This is a genomic window from Lysinibacillus sp. RU7 (assembly GCF_057837305.1).
The window spans coordinates 1-15492 of the sequence record NZ_JBYQFK010000015.1 but is presented as its reverse complement, the minus strand read 5'-3'; the positions used below and the strand labels follow the sequence as shown (position 1 = coordinate 15492).

13 protein-coding genes are annotated in these 15492 nt (G+C 39.6%); 10 read left to right on the top strand and 3 right to left on the bottom strand.

Annotated features, from left to right (window positions below; all coding sequences use genetic code 11):
- Window positions 1-366: 366 nt before the first annotated feature.
- The 5 genes from mbcS to AC3II9_RS12090 all read left to right on the top strand — a co-directional run bounded on the left by mbcS (window position 367) and on the right by AC3II9_RS12090 (window position 5365).
- Complete coding sequence (gene mbcS, locus AC3II9_RS12110; RefSeq protein WP_489155767.1) at window positions 367-1947, top strand: acyl-CoA synthetase MbcS; 1581 nt, start codon at window positions 367-369, stop codon at window positions 1945-1947.
- Window positions 1948-2138: 191 nt separating this feature from the next.
- A complete protein-coding gene (sppA, locus tag AC3II9_RS12105; RefSeq protein WP_489155766.1) occupies window positions 2139-3152 on the top strand; it encodes a signal peptide peptidase SppA in 1014 nt (337 codons plus the stop codon).
- A 17-nt stretch (window positions 3153-3169) separates the two neighbouring features.
- The gene (locus AC3II9_RS12100) at window positions 3170-3721 is read left to right on the top strand and encodes an RDD family protein (protein WP_489155764.1); all 552 of its coding nucleotides are present in this window, start codon (window positions 3170-3172) and stop codon (window positions 3719-3721) included.
- Window positions 3722-3836: 115 nt separating this feature from the next.
- Complete coding sequence (tpx, locus tag AC3II9_RS12095) at window positions 3837-4343, top strand: thiol peroxidase (RefSeq protein WP_489155762.1); 507 nt, start codon at window positions 3837-3839, stop codon at window positions 4341-4343.
- Between the two features lie 95 nt (window positions 4344-4438).
- Window positions 4439-5365, top strand: coding sequence for a class I SAM-dependent methyltransferase (locus AC3II9_RS12090; RefSeq protein ID WP_489155760.1), 927 nt, complete (start codon window positions 4439-4441; stop codon window positions 5363-5365).
- Window positions 5366-5479: 114 nt separating this feature from the next.
- Here the strand turns inward: AC3II9_RS12090 and AC3II9_RS12085 are convergent, their stop codons facing one another.
- Window positions 5480-5926 (bottom strand): universal stress protein, encoded by a 447-nt coding sequence (locus tag AC3II9_RS12085; protein WP_489155758.1) that lies wholly within the window; start codon window positions 5924-5926, stop codon window positions 5480-5482.
- Between the two features lie 263 nt (window positions 5927-6189).
- Here AC3II9_RS12085 and ald point away from each other — a divergent pair, with 263 nt between their 5' ends.
- Window positions 6190-7317 (top strand): alanine dehydrogenase, encoded by a 1128-nt coding sequence (gene ald / locus AC3II9_RS12080; protein ID WP_489155756.1) that lies wholly within the window; start codon window positions 6190-6192, stop codon window positions 7315-7317.
- Window positions 7318-7355: 38 nt separating this feature from the next.
- On the opposite strand, the gene AC3II9_RS12075 is transcribed toward ald, so the two are convergent.
- Window positions 7356-8450, bottom strand: coding sequence for a M24 family metallopeptidase (locus AC3II9_RS12075; RefSeq protein ID WP_489155755.1), 1095 nt, complete (start codon window positions 8448-8450; stop codon window positions 7356-7358).
- A gap of 117 nt (window positions 8451-8567) precedes the next feature.
- Between AC3II9_RS12075 and AC3II9_RS12070 the strand changes: the two genes are divergently transcribed.
- Both AC3II9_RS12070 and AC3II9_RS12065 read left to right on the top strand, forming a co-directional pair.
- Window positions 8568-9251, top strand: a complete 684-nt coding sequence (locus AC3II9_RS12070; RefSeq protein ID WP_489155753.1) for a metal-dependent hydrolase — start codon at window positions 8568-8570, stop codon at window positions 9249-9251.
- Between the two features lie 199 nt (window positions 9252-9450).
- Window positions 9451-10758 (top strand): DRTGG domain-containing protein, encoded by a 1308-nt coding sequence (locus tag AC3II9_RS12065; RefSeq protein ID WP_391368820.1) that lies wholly within the window; start codon window positions 9451-9453, stop codon window positions 10756-10758.
- A gap of 38 nt (window positions 10759-10796) precedes the next feature.
- On the opposite strand, the gene AC3II9_RS12060 is transcribed toward AC3II9_RS12065, so the two are convergent.
- Entirely contained in the window at window positions 10797-11108 is a 312-nt protein-coding gene (locus tag AC3II9_RS12060) for a YtpI family protein (RefSeq protein WP_489155752.1), read from the bottom strand.
- 96 nt (window positions 11109-11204) lie between these two features.
- Between AC3II9_RS12060 and AC3II9_RS12055 the strand changes: the two genes are divergently transcribed.
- Together AC3II9_RS12055 and dnaE are read left to right on the top strand one after the other, a co-directional pair.
- Window positions 11205-12149 carry a DHH family phosphoesterase gene (locus tag AC3II9_RS12055; RefSeq protein WP_489155750.1) on the top strand — a complete coding sequence of 315 codons (945 nt, stop codon included), beginning with the start codon at window positions 11205-11207 and terminating at the stop codon, window positions 12147-12149.
- 21 nt (window positions 12150-12170) lie between these two features.
- Window positions 12171-15257 carry a DNA polymerase III subunit alpha gene (gene dnaE, locus AC3II9_RS12050; RefSeq protein ID WP_489155749.1) on the top strand — a complete coding sequence of 1029 codons (3087 nt, stop codon included), beginning with the start codon at window positions 12171-12173 and terminating at the stop codon, window positions 15255-15257.
- Window positions 15258-15492: the final 235 nt, after the last annotated feature.

Below are 15492 nucleotides of genomic sequence, written 5' to 3'. Positions count from 1 at the left end.
CACCTCACCTATTTCAAATACTCTTTCTGACTCTAAAAAACAAATGTCTTCTATATAGATAAAAGAAATATTTTTCTAGCATATCGAGAAGTATTCACTTTTGCCGTAGTGCGCCCTAGCCACAGGAGCCGTAACAGGAGATCCAAACAGGCCGCGCCTGTTTTAGCTCCTGTGTAGGCTGTGGCAAAGCGCGGAGGCTATGATATAAACCTTTCACTATTTAAATGGTATTTTTAGGATGAATTTTTGCTCATTTAGAGATATTATAAAAAAATTTACCTTTCAAAATGTTGGATTTTTTTGAAGAATGAAGTATATAGCGATATAATATAAATTGTAACATGCAGAACAAGGGGGAGATCGAATATGAAGCGAGAAGATCTATTAGCACCGGAATTGTATAACATTGTAGATGAAATTGAAAAGCACGCCACAGAACAGAAAACAGCGTTGCTCATTCATCATGATAATGATGCCATTGAGGAAGTTACCTATGTAGAGCTCATTCAAAAGGCCAATCAAGTCGCGAACGTTTTTAAAAATAACGGATTACAAAAAGGCGATGTGTTACTCGTGATGTTACCACGTTCGCTTGAAGCATATGTCACATATATAGGTGCATTAAAAGCGGGTCTTACGATTATTCCAAGTTCAGAATTGCTTCGTGCAAAAGATATTGATTATCGTATTATACATGCACAGGCAAAAGCGGTTGTTGCGTATGAGACGTATGTAGATGAATTTGATGAGGTAGAGCATTTACATAATTTACAATTATATGTTGTTGGGGATGCAAACGAACCTTGGACACGACTATTTGATGAGGCAAAAGGACAAGCAACTACGTTTGAAGGAGTACAAACGAAGGCAGAGGATGTAGCGTTTTTAGCCTATACAAGTGGAACAACAGGTAATCCAAAAAGTGCAGTCCATACACATGCATGGGGATATGCACATCTCCGTACAACAGCAAAAAGCTGGTTAGGCGTGGAGAATGGTGATATTGTATGGGCAACCGCAGCACCGGGATGGCAAAAATGGATTTGGAGTCCGTTTTTAGCGTCGTTAGGTAGTGGGGCAACCGCATTCGTATATAAAGGGAAATTTGATGCTGCCACATATTTAGAGTTATTACAACAACATAAAGTGAACGTACTTTGTTGTACACCAACAGAGTATCGTTTAATGGCAAAAGTAGAAAATTTAGCACAATATAATTTAGCGGCATTACATAGTGCTGTATCAGCTGGTGAACCGTTAAATCGTGAAGTCATCAATACGTTTTTACGTGAGTTTAACTTGCAAGTGCGTGATGGATATGGGCAAACGGAAAATACATTACTTGTTGGTACATTGAAAGGGATGGAACCACGTCCAGGTTCGATGGGGAAACCAACACCAGGAAATATGGTAGATATTATTGATGACGAAGGGAATGTATTACCATCAGGTGAGGTTGGAAACATTGCTGTTCATAAATCAACGCCTGCATTATTCCGTGGGTATTTAAGAGATCCTGAGCGTACAAGTATGCAATTCCGCGGAGATTGGTATATTACAGGGGACCGTGCACAAAAAGATGAAGATGGCTACTTCTGGTTTGAAGGCCGTGGTGATGATATCATCATTTCATCTGGTTACACGATAGGGCCATTTGAAGTAGAGGATGCACTTGTAAAACACCCAGCTGTGCAGGAATGTGCAGTCGTAGCAAGTCCGGATGAAATCCGTGGTGCGATTGTAAAAGCATTTGTTGTATTACGTGATCCAGAGCTGAAAAACAGTCCAACGATTATTCGAGAACTGCAAGAGCATGTAAAAGACTTAACAGCACCATATAAGTATCCACGTAAAATCGAATTTGTGGATGCACTGCCAAAAACAGTTTCAGGGAAAATTCGTCGTGTAGAACTGCGCAATGCAGAGTTTGCGAAACAACATAGTTAAACTGTTTCTGTGGAAAGTTGCTTTGAGAAGAAAAATTTTCTCAAAGCAACTTTTTCATTTCGGGCAATCTTTAAAAAAGTTAGCATTATTGTGGCAGATTTGTGTTCTGTTACTATTCCTAAAAATAACATTTTAAAATTACGAAACATTTATTGAATTAATTCGTATACACTTTACTAGGAGGCGATTAAATGAATACAAAAAGGTGGATTGCGCTTATTGCAGCAGCAGTTTTACTATTCTTTTCCCTAGGGTTAAATTCCATTATGGCTTTATTTAAGGCAGATTTTTTCTCTAGCTTTGAAAGTACGTTTGAAGCGGTGGATACGGTAGCGTATGAAATGCCGATTGAAATTGGTGATACAGAAAACCGTATTGCATTATTAGAAGTAGAAGGAACGATTTTAGATGTTGGTTCGGGTTCATGGTGGGAAGAAGTGGAGTATGACCATCAAGGGTTTATGAATCAATTAGAATCCATTTTAAATGATGAGACAGTGAAAGGGATTGTATTATCTGTTAACTCACCAGGTGGAGGCGTCATCGAATCAGCTGAAATTTATGAAAAGTTAGTGCAAATTAAAGAAGAACGACAAATTCCAATTTACGTATCAATGGGTACATATGCCGCTTCAGGGGGCTATTACATTTCCGCACCAGCAGATAAAATTTTTGCCCAAAAAGAAACAATTACAGGCTCAATCGGTGTCATTATGCAAGCGTTTAATTATGAAAAGCTTGCAGAAAAAGTAGGGATTGAATTTGAAACGATTAAATCCGGTGCACATAAAGATATGTTCGGTGGCTCGCGTGCTTCAACAGCAGAAGAGTTAGCAATGCTTCAAGAGATTATTGATGAATCGTATGAAGATTTTGTGGATGTTGTTGAACAAGGACGTGGCATGACAGAAGCGGACGTAAAGAAAGTAGCGGACGGACGTATTTTAGGTGGTACACAGGCGAAGCGAGCAGGCTTAGTAGATGAAATTGGGAAGCTAGATGATACGATTGCGATGCTTCGAACAGATTATGGTTTAGAAGAGGCAGAGTTATTTGAGTATACGACAACAAATGATAGCCTTGGAAGCTTATTAGGTGTAAAGGTAAGCTCATTCTTTGGACCATCTCAAGAAGAGCAATTATTGAAAAAGATTTTATCGACGAGCAATTCACCGCGCATGATGTATTTATACGGTGATTATTAAGAAAGGAGTGATTTTGGATGCTTGAAAAGCAAGAAACAACGGTCATTCCTAACGAGCCTATCGTTCGAGAAATAGAGAGTTATGAGCAAAAAGCAGCAGGGTTTTGGATGCGCTTTTGGGCGTTTATCATCGATTTGCTTGTCATTTCGGCAGTAATCGGGATTGTCATTAATCCAATCTTTTATTTAATGGATTGGAGCTTTAATGACTCTGTCTGGTATGCCCCAATCTCTATTATTTCAGCGATTGTATATTATGCATATTTTGTACTTTTAACAAAGTGGTGGAGCCAAACAATCGGTAAAATGATTTTTGGTTTGCGTGTGAAAAAGGACAATGGTGAGAAGCTCGATTGGATGACGGTTATTTTTCGAGAATGTATCGGGCGCTTTATTAGTAATACGTTTTTAAAAGTACCGTATTTACTCGTTATTTTTACACCGCAACATAAAGCGATTCATGATTTTGCAGCAGATACGGTCGTTGTACATGAAGAAGTATTTTCTCAGAAAAAAGTGTTCAAACAAGAGGTAATGGAGCTCGATACGGTATCCACAACTTCTATGTAACTTTGGAAAACTGCCTATCCGTAGGTGGTTTTTCGTTTTTTTAGAAGCTTTGGCAGTTGCATGAAGGAAGGCGATTCTAGTAAGATTAAATACATAACTAAGGAGGCGTTTTAAATTGGTACAAACAACATTCAAAAATAACCCAGTAACATTAATTGGTAACGAAGTGAAAGTAGGCGACACTGCGCCAGATTTCAAAGTATTAGCTAACGATTTATCAGAAGTAACATTAAAGGATTCAGCAGGGAAAATCCGTCTATTTAGCGTAGTGCCTTCACTTGATACGGGTGTATGTGATGCACAAACACGTAAATTCAATGAAGCAGCTGCAGAGCTTGGTGACAATGTAGTTATTTACACAGTATCTATGGACTTGCCATTCGCACAAAAACGCTGGTGTGGTGCAGCGGGTATCGAAAATGTCGTAACAGTTTCTGATCACCGTGCAGGCTCATTTGGTGAAGCGTATGGCGTTTTAATCGAATCCCTTCGCTTATTAACTCGCGCTGTATTCGTAGTAGATGCTAATGATCAAGTAACATATGTAGAGTACGTATCAGAAGCAACAAATCATCCAAACTACGAGGCAGCCGTTGCAGCTGTAAAAGAGCTAACGAAATAATATTCTTTTTTTCATTTTTGTAGTAAAGTGAACAAAGAACCATGACGAACTCACTCATTCGGGTGGGTTCTTTCATTTCGAAAGGAAGTTTTTACGTGGAAAAGTTCGAACAAATTTTTAATATTATAAACGAGCAAGCGGAGAAATTTGAGCAGCAAGACATGACGTATTTAGACGGTGTGCTTGCGATGCTTGAAGGGACATTAGATGGTGCATTTAAATGGGAAGTAGCAGGTGCAACGAAAGAAGATATGCGTAAAGCGATCCAGATTGCTATTTTAAAAGGCATGCGAAAAAATACGCAGCCAAATCATCAGATGACTCCTGATACATTAGGCTTACTAGTAAGCTATTTTGTTGAGCAATTTTATGAAAAAGAGTTGGCAGAAGGATCGATTTCGGTTGCTGATTTAGCGCTAGGGACAGGAAATTTAATGTTCACTTTAATGAATGCATTGGATGGTAAAGTGGAAGCGACAGGCGTAGAAGTAGATGAACTACTTATTCGCTTGGCGGCGGCTACCGCCGATTTAACGGAGCAACCGATTTCATTATATCGACAGGATGCATTGGAATCACTACTTGTTGACCCTGTTGACGCGGTTGTGTGTGATTTACCGGTAGGCTATTATCCAAATGAGGAAGTGGCCCTTGATTATGAACTGTGTGCGGAAGAAGGAATGAGCTACTCGCATCATCTCTTTATTGAGCAATCGCTTAAGCATACGAAAGAAGGCGGCTATTTGTTTTTCTTCATTCCAGCAGCATTATTTGAATCGGAACAAGCTAAACACTTACACAAATACATTAAAAAACATGCATGGATTCAAGCGGTTATTCAATTACCGGAAACGATGTTCTCGAGTAAAGCACACGAGAAGAGTATTTTAATTTTACAAAAGCAACGTGCAGACATAAAGGCACCTAGGGAAGTGTTATTAGCGAAAGTACCAAATATGGTGAATAAACAAGCACTAGCGATGTTCTTTGAAAAAGTACAGCTATGGAAGGAAAATAAATAATGGATGAAGTGACCGCTTTCTCAGGAGGGCGGTTTTTTTATGATGTGTAGAGCAGAAAAAGGTTGCCAAAGTCGGCAACCTTTTTTAAGTGTTTTCAATTGGAATGAATGGAAATCACTCTGGTGTACGAATCACTAGTACGTCACATTTTGCTGAACGAACGATTGCTTCCGATACAGAACCGATTAAGAAACGTTCCACAGCGTTAAGACCAGTAGCGCCACAGATGATTAAGTCTGCATCTACAAGTTTAGAAAGCTCTTTCGTAATGATATTTTTTGGTGAACCATATTCAATCACTACTTTTACACTGTCAACGCCTGCTTCTTCAGCTTGCTTTTTATAGCCGCTTAGTAATTCTTCAGAATGCTGTTGAGCACGCTCTGCAATTGAACGGTCGTATGCTTCGATTGCTGCGAATGAGCGTGTATCGATTACGTTTACTAAGTTTAAAGTACAGCCTACGTTACGTTTTGCTACATCGATTGATTTACGGAATGCGTATTCAGCTTCTTTAGAGCCGTCTACTGCTACTACGATATTTTTATAATGATTTGCCATTTTCCATTTCCTCCTTTATGTGTATATCCTCATTATATCAAATGTTTTATAGAAAAAAATACCTCGCAACAAAAAATAAAAAATATTCTCACTTTTTTCTTGCTTACGTAATAATCTTGTTTTTTAAGTATGTTCTACGTGATATAAAGAGAAAAAATATATTTAAAGATTCTGTTGTAATTTTCATGTATTTATTGTAAAAAATGATACAATAGAACTGAAAGTGGGATAAAGGATTGTCGTTCAACGAGGGAGGATTTTATATGAAAATTGGCATACCAAAAGAAATAAAAAATAATGAATATCGTGTCGCAATGACGCCAGCAGGGGTAATGACGCTCACATCTGTAGGGCATACCGTGTTAATTGAAACAGGGGCAGGTCTAGGTTCTTCGTTTACAGACGAAGATTATGTACGTGCAGGGGCTGTTATTGTGAATACAGTAGCCGAAGCTTGGGATGTCGATATGGTTATGAAAGTAAAAGAGCCCATTGAAAGCGAGTATAAGTACTTACGGGAAGGGCTTATTTTATTCACATATTTACACTTAGCACCAGAGCCAGCACTAACGAAGGCATTACTGAAAAATAAAGTAATCGGGATTGCATATGAAACGGTACAATTACCGAATCGTTCACTACCATTATTAACACCGATGAGCGAAGTAGCGGGGAAGATGGCAACGCAAATTGGTGCACAATATTTAGAAAAATTGGGTGGTGGAAAAGGGATTTTACTTGGTGGCGTTTCTGGTGTACCACGTGCAAAAGTAACGGTGATTGGTGGTGGCATAGCCGGAGCAAATGCTGCTAAAATCGCGGTTGGCATGGGTGCGGATGTAACGATTATTGATTTAAGTGCGGAGCGCCTGCGCCAGTTAGAAGATTTATTTGGTCGTGATGTACAAACATTAATGTCAAATCCGTTTAACATTGCCGAAAGTGTACGTACATCGGATTTAGTGATCGGTGCCGTATTAATTCCTGGAGCAAAAGCACCAAAATTAGTGACAGAAGATATGGTGAAGTCGATGCAACCGGGTTCGGTCGTGATTGATATTGCGATTGACCAGGGGGGGATTTTTGAAACGAGCGACCGTGTCACGACACATGATGATCCCGTGTATGTAAAACATGGCGTTGTCCATTATGCAGTAGCGAATATGCCGGGAGCTGTACCACGCACATCGACAATGGCACTCACAAATAACACGGTTCCATATGCACTTGAAATTGCTAATAAAGGCTACTTACAAGCTTGTGTAGATCAACCAGCTTTAATGCTTGGACTCAATACAATCGATGGGGAACTCGTATACAAAGCAATAGCCGATGCGCAAGGACTTCCATATACACCAGCTAGTGATGTAGTCAATCGATTAATGGGGTAACTAAAATCCCGCAGTTCATTCACAACTGCGGGATTTTTTTATCCTTCGATAATGACTAATTCTTTTGTGAATGTTGTTAATACTTCAACGCCATCTTTTGTCACAACGACATCATCTTCAATACGAACACCTGTGACATCTGATTTATATACACCAGGTTCGATTGTGAAAACCATGCCTTCTGTCAGCACAAGATCGTTTGCGCCGTTAATCGAAGGGAATTCGTGTACCGAGATACCAAGACCGTGACCTAAACGATGCGTAAAATAGTCTCCGTAACCTGCTTCGGTAATTACGTCACGTGCAATTTGATCTAAAGTAGCGGCTGTTACACCAGGTTTGACGGCAGCAATTGCGTCTTCATTTGCTTTTCGGACCGTATTATAAATAGCGCGTTGTGCCTCACTCACTTCGCCAAAAGAGACCGTACGTGTAATGTCTGAGCAATAGCCTTCGTATATAACACCTAAATCAAATAAAATCATATCGCCACGTTGGATTTTACGGTTTCCTGGTACTCCGTGTGGTGATGCGGATTTCTCCCCAGCAAGAACCATTGTATCAAAGCTCATAGCATAGCCTTTTGCTTTAATCGCTGATTCGATTTCATTTAATACATCCATCTCTGTTTTACCTTCAGCGATTGCATCACAGCCTACTTGAATGGCGTAGTCTGCTAGTTCTGCAGCTTTGCGCATTTTTACGAGCTCTTCTTCGGATTTAATGACGCGCATCGCATTGATTTGATCATCTAATCGTGCAAATTTAGCATCTGGATAGCGTGCGACTAATTCTTCTAAACGTTCGATTGTTAAGTGCGTTTTTTCAATAGCCATTGTTGAAATTTTTACGTGACGTTTAGCCAGTGTTTTTGCGACAACATCCCATGCATTTTCTGTATCAACATGTCCTACTACTTCGAATGACCAGCCCGTAGCCTTCGCATCCGGTACTTCCATTTGTGGACAAATTAAAAAGGGCTCTGCCTCTTGGAAGACCATAACCCCTAGTAAGCGCTCATGTGGGTTGCTATGAAAGCCAGAAAAATAAAACACATTATCTGGTGTTGTAATAAAAGCAGCATCCAATTGTTGTTCTTTTAAATAAGTTTGTAATAATTCAAGTTTTGTCATAATAGTACCTCCTTGCAATTGTGTGTTAATTGCTATAAAAGCATATCAAAAAAAAGGGTTTCTTGCACGATTAGCGAAATAAATACGATGAGAAAGTTTCAAGGAGAGGATAGGATTATGAAAATTTCATACCATGGTCACTCGGTTGTTAAAATCGAAACGGAAGGAAAAACGATTTTAATCGACCCGTTTATTAATGGAAACCCATTATGCGATTTAAAAGTGGAGGAACAAATGCCCGATGCGATTCTTTTAACGCATGGTCATAATGATCATTTCGGTGACACGATTCCGATTGCCAAACAAAGTGGCGCACTAGTCGTTGCACCGAATGAATTGGCGAATTACATTAGTTGGCAAGGGGTTAATGCGCATCCGATGCATATCGGTGGTTCCCGTCAATTTGATTTTGGGAAAGTGAAGTTTACACAAGCTTTCCACGGTTCGTCATATGTAACAGAAAATAACGACATTATTTATACAGGCATGCCAGGTGGAATTATGTTTATGGCAGAGGGGCTCAATATTTGGCATACGGGAGATACAGCGCTATTTTCAGATTTAAAATTATTAGCTGAACGTCATCCAGTTGATGTGTTATTAATTCCGATTGGCGATAACTTTACAATGGGTCCTGATGATGCAGCATATGCTGTATCATTAATTAAACCGAAAATTGTCGTGCCGATTCACTACAACACGTTCGATTATATTAAAGTAGATCCACACTATTTTGCGTCTTTAGTAGAGGATGCGGAAGTCCAAATTTTAAAACCAGGTGAATATGTAAAGTTTAGTTAGTATTTCACTAAGTGTAAACAAAGCCGCAATTTAGGCTCTGTTTACACTTTTTATTTCATTCAAACATCTTAGTAGGTATAAGGTTGTTGCTATGTAACAATTTTCAGTGAATTAAAGCGCTTTCTTTTATTTTTCGTAATAAATTGTAGAAATATGTTACACTATGTGCAGGAATGAATGATGAGGAATAGGTGATAATGTGTCAACAAAACATGAAAAAATCTTGCAATATATAGAATCATTACCTGTTGGAGATAAAATTTCAGTACGACAAATTGCAAAGGAAATGCAAGTGAGTGAGGGAACGGCTTACCGTGCGATTAAAGAAGCCGAAAATCGTCGCCTCGTAAGTTCAATTGAGCGTGTTGGAACAATTCGGATCGAAAAGAAAAAGAAAGAGAATATCGAACGTTTAACTTTTGCGGAAATTGTAAACATTGTCGATGGACAAGTGTTAGGTGGAAAAGATGGCTTACATAAAACGTTAACAAAGTTTGTAATCGGGGCCATGAAGTTAGAAGATATGATGCGGTACACAGATTCAGGCAGCTTACTGATTGTCGGCAATCGTACCCAAGCGCATGAGCAAGCATTAACAGCAGGGGCCGCGGTACTCATTACAGGCGGTTTTGATACGACAGATGAAAATAAACGTCTCGCGGATGAGTTGGAATTGCCGATTATTTCAACAAGTTACGATACGTTTACAGTAGCTACAATGATTAACCGCGCTATTTATGACCAACTAATTAAAAAAGATATTTTATTAATCGAAGATATTTACATTCCGATTGAAAATACGGCTGTTTTACGAAATGACCAAACGATTATGCATTTCCGTAAGAAAAATGCACAAACAGGTCACGGTGCTTTCCCAGTTGTGAACACGCAAAATAAATTAGTCGGGATGATTACAACAAAGGACGTACTTGGTAAGGAAGATGATGAGTTACTTGAAAAGGTCATGACGAAAAATCCGATTGCCGCCTCTATGAAAACAAGTGTTGCATCGGCAGGTCACCGCATGATTTGGGAAGGGATTGATTTAATTCCTGTAGTAGGAGAAGACGGAGTGTTGCAAGGGGTTATTAGTCGTCAAGATGTATTAAAGGCGATCCAAACAGCACAACGCCAGCCGCAACATGGCGAAACGATTGATGATTTAGTAAAGAATGAAATGAAAGTGATGGGAGAAGAAGACGTAGTTGTAGAGTTTACGGTAACCCCGCAAATGACAAATCAGTTCGGTTCTCTTTCATATGGTGCTTTTACAACGTTGCTATCAGAAGTGGGAGCATTTGCTTTAAAGCGTCGTAAGCGCGGTGACGCTGTTGCTGAAAATATGACGGTTTACTTTATTAAGCCCGTGCAAATGGAGAGCGTATTAATGGTGAAGCCTCGTATTTTAGATATGAGTCGTAAATTCGTAAAAATGGATTTCGAAGTATTCAATGGCTCCGTGCTTGTCGGAAAAGCGATGATGATGTTCCAATTACTAGAACGTTGATACAACAAAAGAGGGGCGTGCTATACACGCCCCTTGCTTTATTTATTTAATTCGTATTCTTCTTCCACGTACATTCCTTCGTGACGTGCGCGTTTATAGTTACTGAATGCTAGTCCTGCGCCCATGAGGATAAAAATGCTAGCAACAGCATAACCAATCAAGGTAGTGTAGATAATAGGTACATTTAGCCCCAAAAAGATCATAAATACACCTAATGCGACACCAGCTTTAGCTGTATACCATTTTTTTCGAATAGGTAGTGTTGAACGGTATTGTTTCGTTTTATAATAGAAGTACGCAACGAAAGATACGATAATACCCACAACGAATAAAGAATTTAGTATATTCATGGTGAACCTCCCGTTTTTAAAGCAAAGCTGATATTATTGTAACGATTTTGGTAGAAAAATGCGAACGGAATTCACTAAATAACAGGAGGAATAGTTTTGAAAAGACAAATCATTGACACAATTGAAAAATATGATTGCATTATTGTACATCGACACGTACGTCCAGATCCTGATGCATACGGCTCGCAATTTGGACTAGCAGAAATAATCAAACACAATTATCCGACTAAAAAAGTATATACAGTCGGAGAACATGATGATTCCTTAACATTTATGCGTACACCTGAAAAAGTAGCAGATGAAGTATATACAGGGGCATTAGTCATTGTAACGGATACAGCCAATACAGAGCGTATTGATGACGAGCGTTACAGAAATGGGGACTTTCTTATGAAAATCGACCATCATCCAAATGATGACCAATATGGTGATTTCCTATGGGTAGATACGTCAGCTAGCTCTTGTTCAGAAATGATTTATGAACTTTATGAGGAAGGGAAAGCGTACAAAAATTGGACGCTTTCGGATGAAGCGGCGCGTCTGTTATTTGCAGGCATCGTTGGCGATACAGGACGTTTCTTGTTCCCGAGTGCTACATTAAAAACATTTGAAACAGCCGGTCACTTAATCCAGTATAATTTCGATCGTAATGCGGTTTATGATGGTATGTATGAAATGGATCGCAAGCTATTACATTTACAAGGCTACTTATATCAAAACTTTATTATTGATGAAAATGGTGCTGCTTATATTAAAGTAACACAAGATGTCTTAAAAGAATTTGATGTCACGCCTGCTGAAACATCACTGCTTGTTGGCTCTTTAGGGAATGTGAAAGGGATTTGTGCGTGGATCATCTTCATTGAAGAACAAGATTCGATTCGAGTACGTTTACGCTCAAAAGGACCAATTATTAATCAATTAGCGAAGAAATATAAAGGTGGGGGTCACCCGTTAGCTTCGGGTGCGACTGTTTATTCTTGGGAAGAGGCAGACCGTGTCATTGAAGATTTAAAAGAGCTTTGTCGTAACTATCGATAAATAGGAGGAGGGGATGAAATAGTGCGACCAATCGTTTATCCACAAGTACGGACAAGTGCCGATTTATTAAAAAGTACGATTCGTTTAGAAACGCTCATCCCTTTTTTACAACAGCAAAAGGCGGAAGCTTGTGCAATGGTTCATTCTAAATTGTACGGGCTTTTGCCTTTTATGTCTGCAATCCAAAAGGCAGGCATTCATGCAGTCATTGGGTTATCGGTGCACGTACAATTTACAGAAGACGTGTCACGTTCACTCGTGCTATATGCGAAAAATAACACAGGTTACAAAAGTTTATTGAAAATGAGTAGTGCGGTAGCGATTCGGGAAGATGGACTGCTTCCGTGGCGTTGGTTATCTGGATATGCAAATGGATGTGTGGCTGTTATTCCAGCAATGAATGAGCAGTGTAGCTGGCTACGAGAAGATAGCCGTTCGTTTATTCAAGACTTAAAAGCATTATTTAATGATGAGCTATATATCGGTGTTGCACGAAGAAATGAGCGTGCGCCAGAAGAACAGGTAATAGAGCAACTTGCGCAGAACATCGGCTGTCATATTATCGCACTTCACGAAAGTACATTTTTATATCGAGAGGACCATTTTGCTTATGAAGTAGCAAGGGCCATTGATACAGGAGTAAAACTTGGTGATTCATTACAAGGTAATAAATCAAAGCATCAATTTTTACCAACCGCCGATGAATTTTATGCGCTATTTAGTGATCGGGAAGAGTGGTTGGAAAATACCCGTACACTGTTACTTAGTTGCCAAGTTGATGTAAGCGTTCATCAAACGTATATGCCAAAATTCCCGGTTGATGTAGGGGAAACAGCCGAACAAGTATTATATAAGCATGCAATGGCAGGTTTAAAGTATCGATTGCAAACGGATGATATTCCGAATGCGTATAGAGAGCGTTTGCAGTATGAGCTAGCGATTATTAACTCGATGGGATATGCGGATTATTTTTTAATTGTTGAAGACTTTATGCGTTTTGCGAGGGAAGCTAATATTTTAACAGGACCAGGACGTGGTTCTTCCGCCAGTTCTTTAGTCGCCTATGCATTGCACATTACACAAGTCGATCCACTTGTATACGACTTATTATTTGAGCGGTTTTTAAATCCAGAACGTGTGTCTTTACCTGATATTGATATTGATTTTGTAGATACACGTCGCCAAGAAGTTATACAGTATGTCGCACAAAAATATGGGAAGCAGCATGTCGCGCAAATTATTACATTTGGTACGTTATCTGCTAAAGCCGTTGCACGAGATGTGGCCCGTATGTTCCATTTTGATAATGAAGCACTGGAAATGATTTCAAAATCGATTCCAAATCGTCAAGGCATTACACTATCACAAGCGTATGAAGAATCGCAAGCGTTGCGGGAGTGGATTGGACAGCAACCGGTTCGCGCCAAATGGTTTGCTGCTGCGCAAAGTTTAGAAGGGTTACCACGTAATGCTTCTACTCATGCAGCGGGTGTTGTGTTAAGCCCTGTGCCGCTTGTAGAAGTCATCCCGATTGAAGAAGGGCATGATGGTGTGTATTTAACGCAGTGGCCAATGCAAGAGGTTGAAAAAAGTGGACTGTTAAAAATGGATTTTTTAGGGTTGCGAAATTTAACGATTTTAGAGCAAATTTGCCGTTCTATTCAGTTTACCCATCAGATCACACTCGACTTAAATCGACTTCCAATGAATGATGCCAAAACATTTCAACTCCTTGCTACAGGGGATACAGCGGGTATTTTCCAATTAGAATCAGAAGGGATGCGCAATGCTTTACGTGAAATACAGCCAACGCATTTTTTAGATATTGTTGCCGTAAATGCTTTGTATCGTCCAGGACCAATGGAGTTTATTTCCGTTTACGCGCGCCGTAAGCACCGTATGGAACGAGTGGAAATGCCACATCCAGTATTAGAGCCTATTTTGCGTGAAACGTATGGCGTTATCGTATACCAAGAGCAAATTATGAGAATTGCGAATGTGTTTGCTGGATTTACAATAGGGGAAGCGGATTTACTCCGTCGTGCTGTAAGTAAGAAAAATCGGGAAGTACTTGAAAAAGAGCGGGCGCATTTTGTAGAAGGAGCGCTTCGCCAAGGCTATGATGCCCAAACGGCAGAAGATATTTATGCATTGATTGTGCGCTTTGCTGACTATGGATTCCCGAAAAGTCACGCCGTAGCTTATAGTATGATTTCATATCAACTTGCTTATTTAAAGGCGAATTATCCGGTCAATTTTTATGCGGCATTACTAACGAATGCCACGGGGAATCAAGAAAAGCTATTACAAATTTTAACGGAAGCAAAGCAACGTGGGATTGAAATTCTACCACCTTCCATTCATAAATCAGTCCGCCATTTTAAAGTAGAAAACGGATGTATCAGATTTAGTTTATCGGCCATTAAAGGAGTTCCGCAGCCATTTTTACACAAGATCATCACGGTCCGAGACGAGCGACAGCAGCCATTTGAAGATTTATTTGATTTGGCCGTATCGCTAAGTGCGGCTACATTTAATCGAAAAGTAATCGAGCCGCTTATTAAAGCAGGGGCACTTGATGAATTAGGACGTGATCGTGCGGTCCTTTTAGAAACGATTGAAGCTGCCATCAAGCAGGCAGAGCTTGTACGTCCGAATGAAGAGGAAAGCTTATTTTCTGATTTGTTCCTTACGTTCGGGAAGCCAAAATACGTACAAGTGGAGCCGATGTCAGAGAAGCTAAAGTTACAATTTGAAAAAGAAGTACTCGGTTTTTATTTGTCGGAACATCCAGTAGCAAAGCTTCGTCAACAGAGCCCGCAAGTAAATGTCACGATGCAAACAATGAGAACGATGCCACCAAATAGTTATGTAAAATGTATTGGGGTTATTATTGATGTCCGTCAATTACGTACAAAAAAAGGGGAGTTAATGGCATTTGTTCAGTTAGAAGATGAATTTGGTAGCATCTCTTTAACCTTATTCCCGAAAGAATATCAACAAGTACGAGAAAGGTTACAAGAAGAAGCTTTTGTCTATATAGAAGGGCTCCTCGAATATCGTTTTAACAAACCACAAATTAAAGTGAAACAAATTATGATTCAATAGAAAAAAGGCAAACGACCATTACAGGTGGTCGTTTGCCTTCTTCATTTTAAACTTATAACGAGTAAATCTATAAACACATATTACCATCTGAGTAACCGTTGCTTTCCGCTGCGGCACTCGCTTTCCACGGGCGAGATCAAGCCTCCTCGTCGCTCATGCTTCGCTGCTCCTGTCGCTGCGCTTTCGTCGCAAATAAATTTCCTGCGGGGTCTTGATTGTCTCGCTTTTCCCGTAG

Coding starts and splice junctions, on each gene's coding strand:
- AC3II9_RS12100 (WP_489155764.1), top strand. CDS start 3,170: ATGCTTGAAAAGCAAGAAACAACGGTCATTCCTAACGAGCCTATCGTT.
- AC3II9_RS12075 (WP_489155755.1), bottom strand. CDS start 8,450: ATGACAAAACTTGAATTATTACAAACTTATTTAAAAGAACAACAATTG.
- AC3II9_RS12060 (WP_489155752.1), bottom strand. CDS start 11,108: ATGAATATACTAAATTCTTTATTCGTTGTGGGTATTATCGTATCTTTC.
- AC3II9_RS12085 (WP_489155758.1), bottom strand. CDS start 5,926: ATGGCAAATCATTATAAAAATATCGTAGTAGCAGTAGACGGCTCTAAA.
- sppA (WP_489155766.1), top strand. CDS start 2,139: ATGAATACAAAAAGGTGGATTGCGCTTATTGCAGCAGCAGTTTTACTA.
- mbcS (WP_489155767.1), top strand. CDS start 367: ATGAAGCGAGAAGATCTATTAGCACCGGAATTGTATAACATTGTAGAT.
- ald (WP_489155756.1), top strand. CDS start 6,190: ATGAAAATTGGCATACCAAAAGAAATAAAAAATAATGAATATCGTGTC.
- AC3II9_RS12070 (WP_489155753.1), top strand. CDS start 8,568: ATGAAAATTTCATACCATGGTCACTCGGTTGTTAAAATCGAAACGGAA.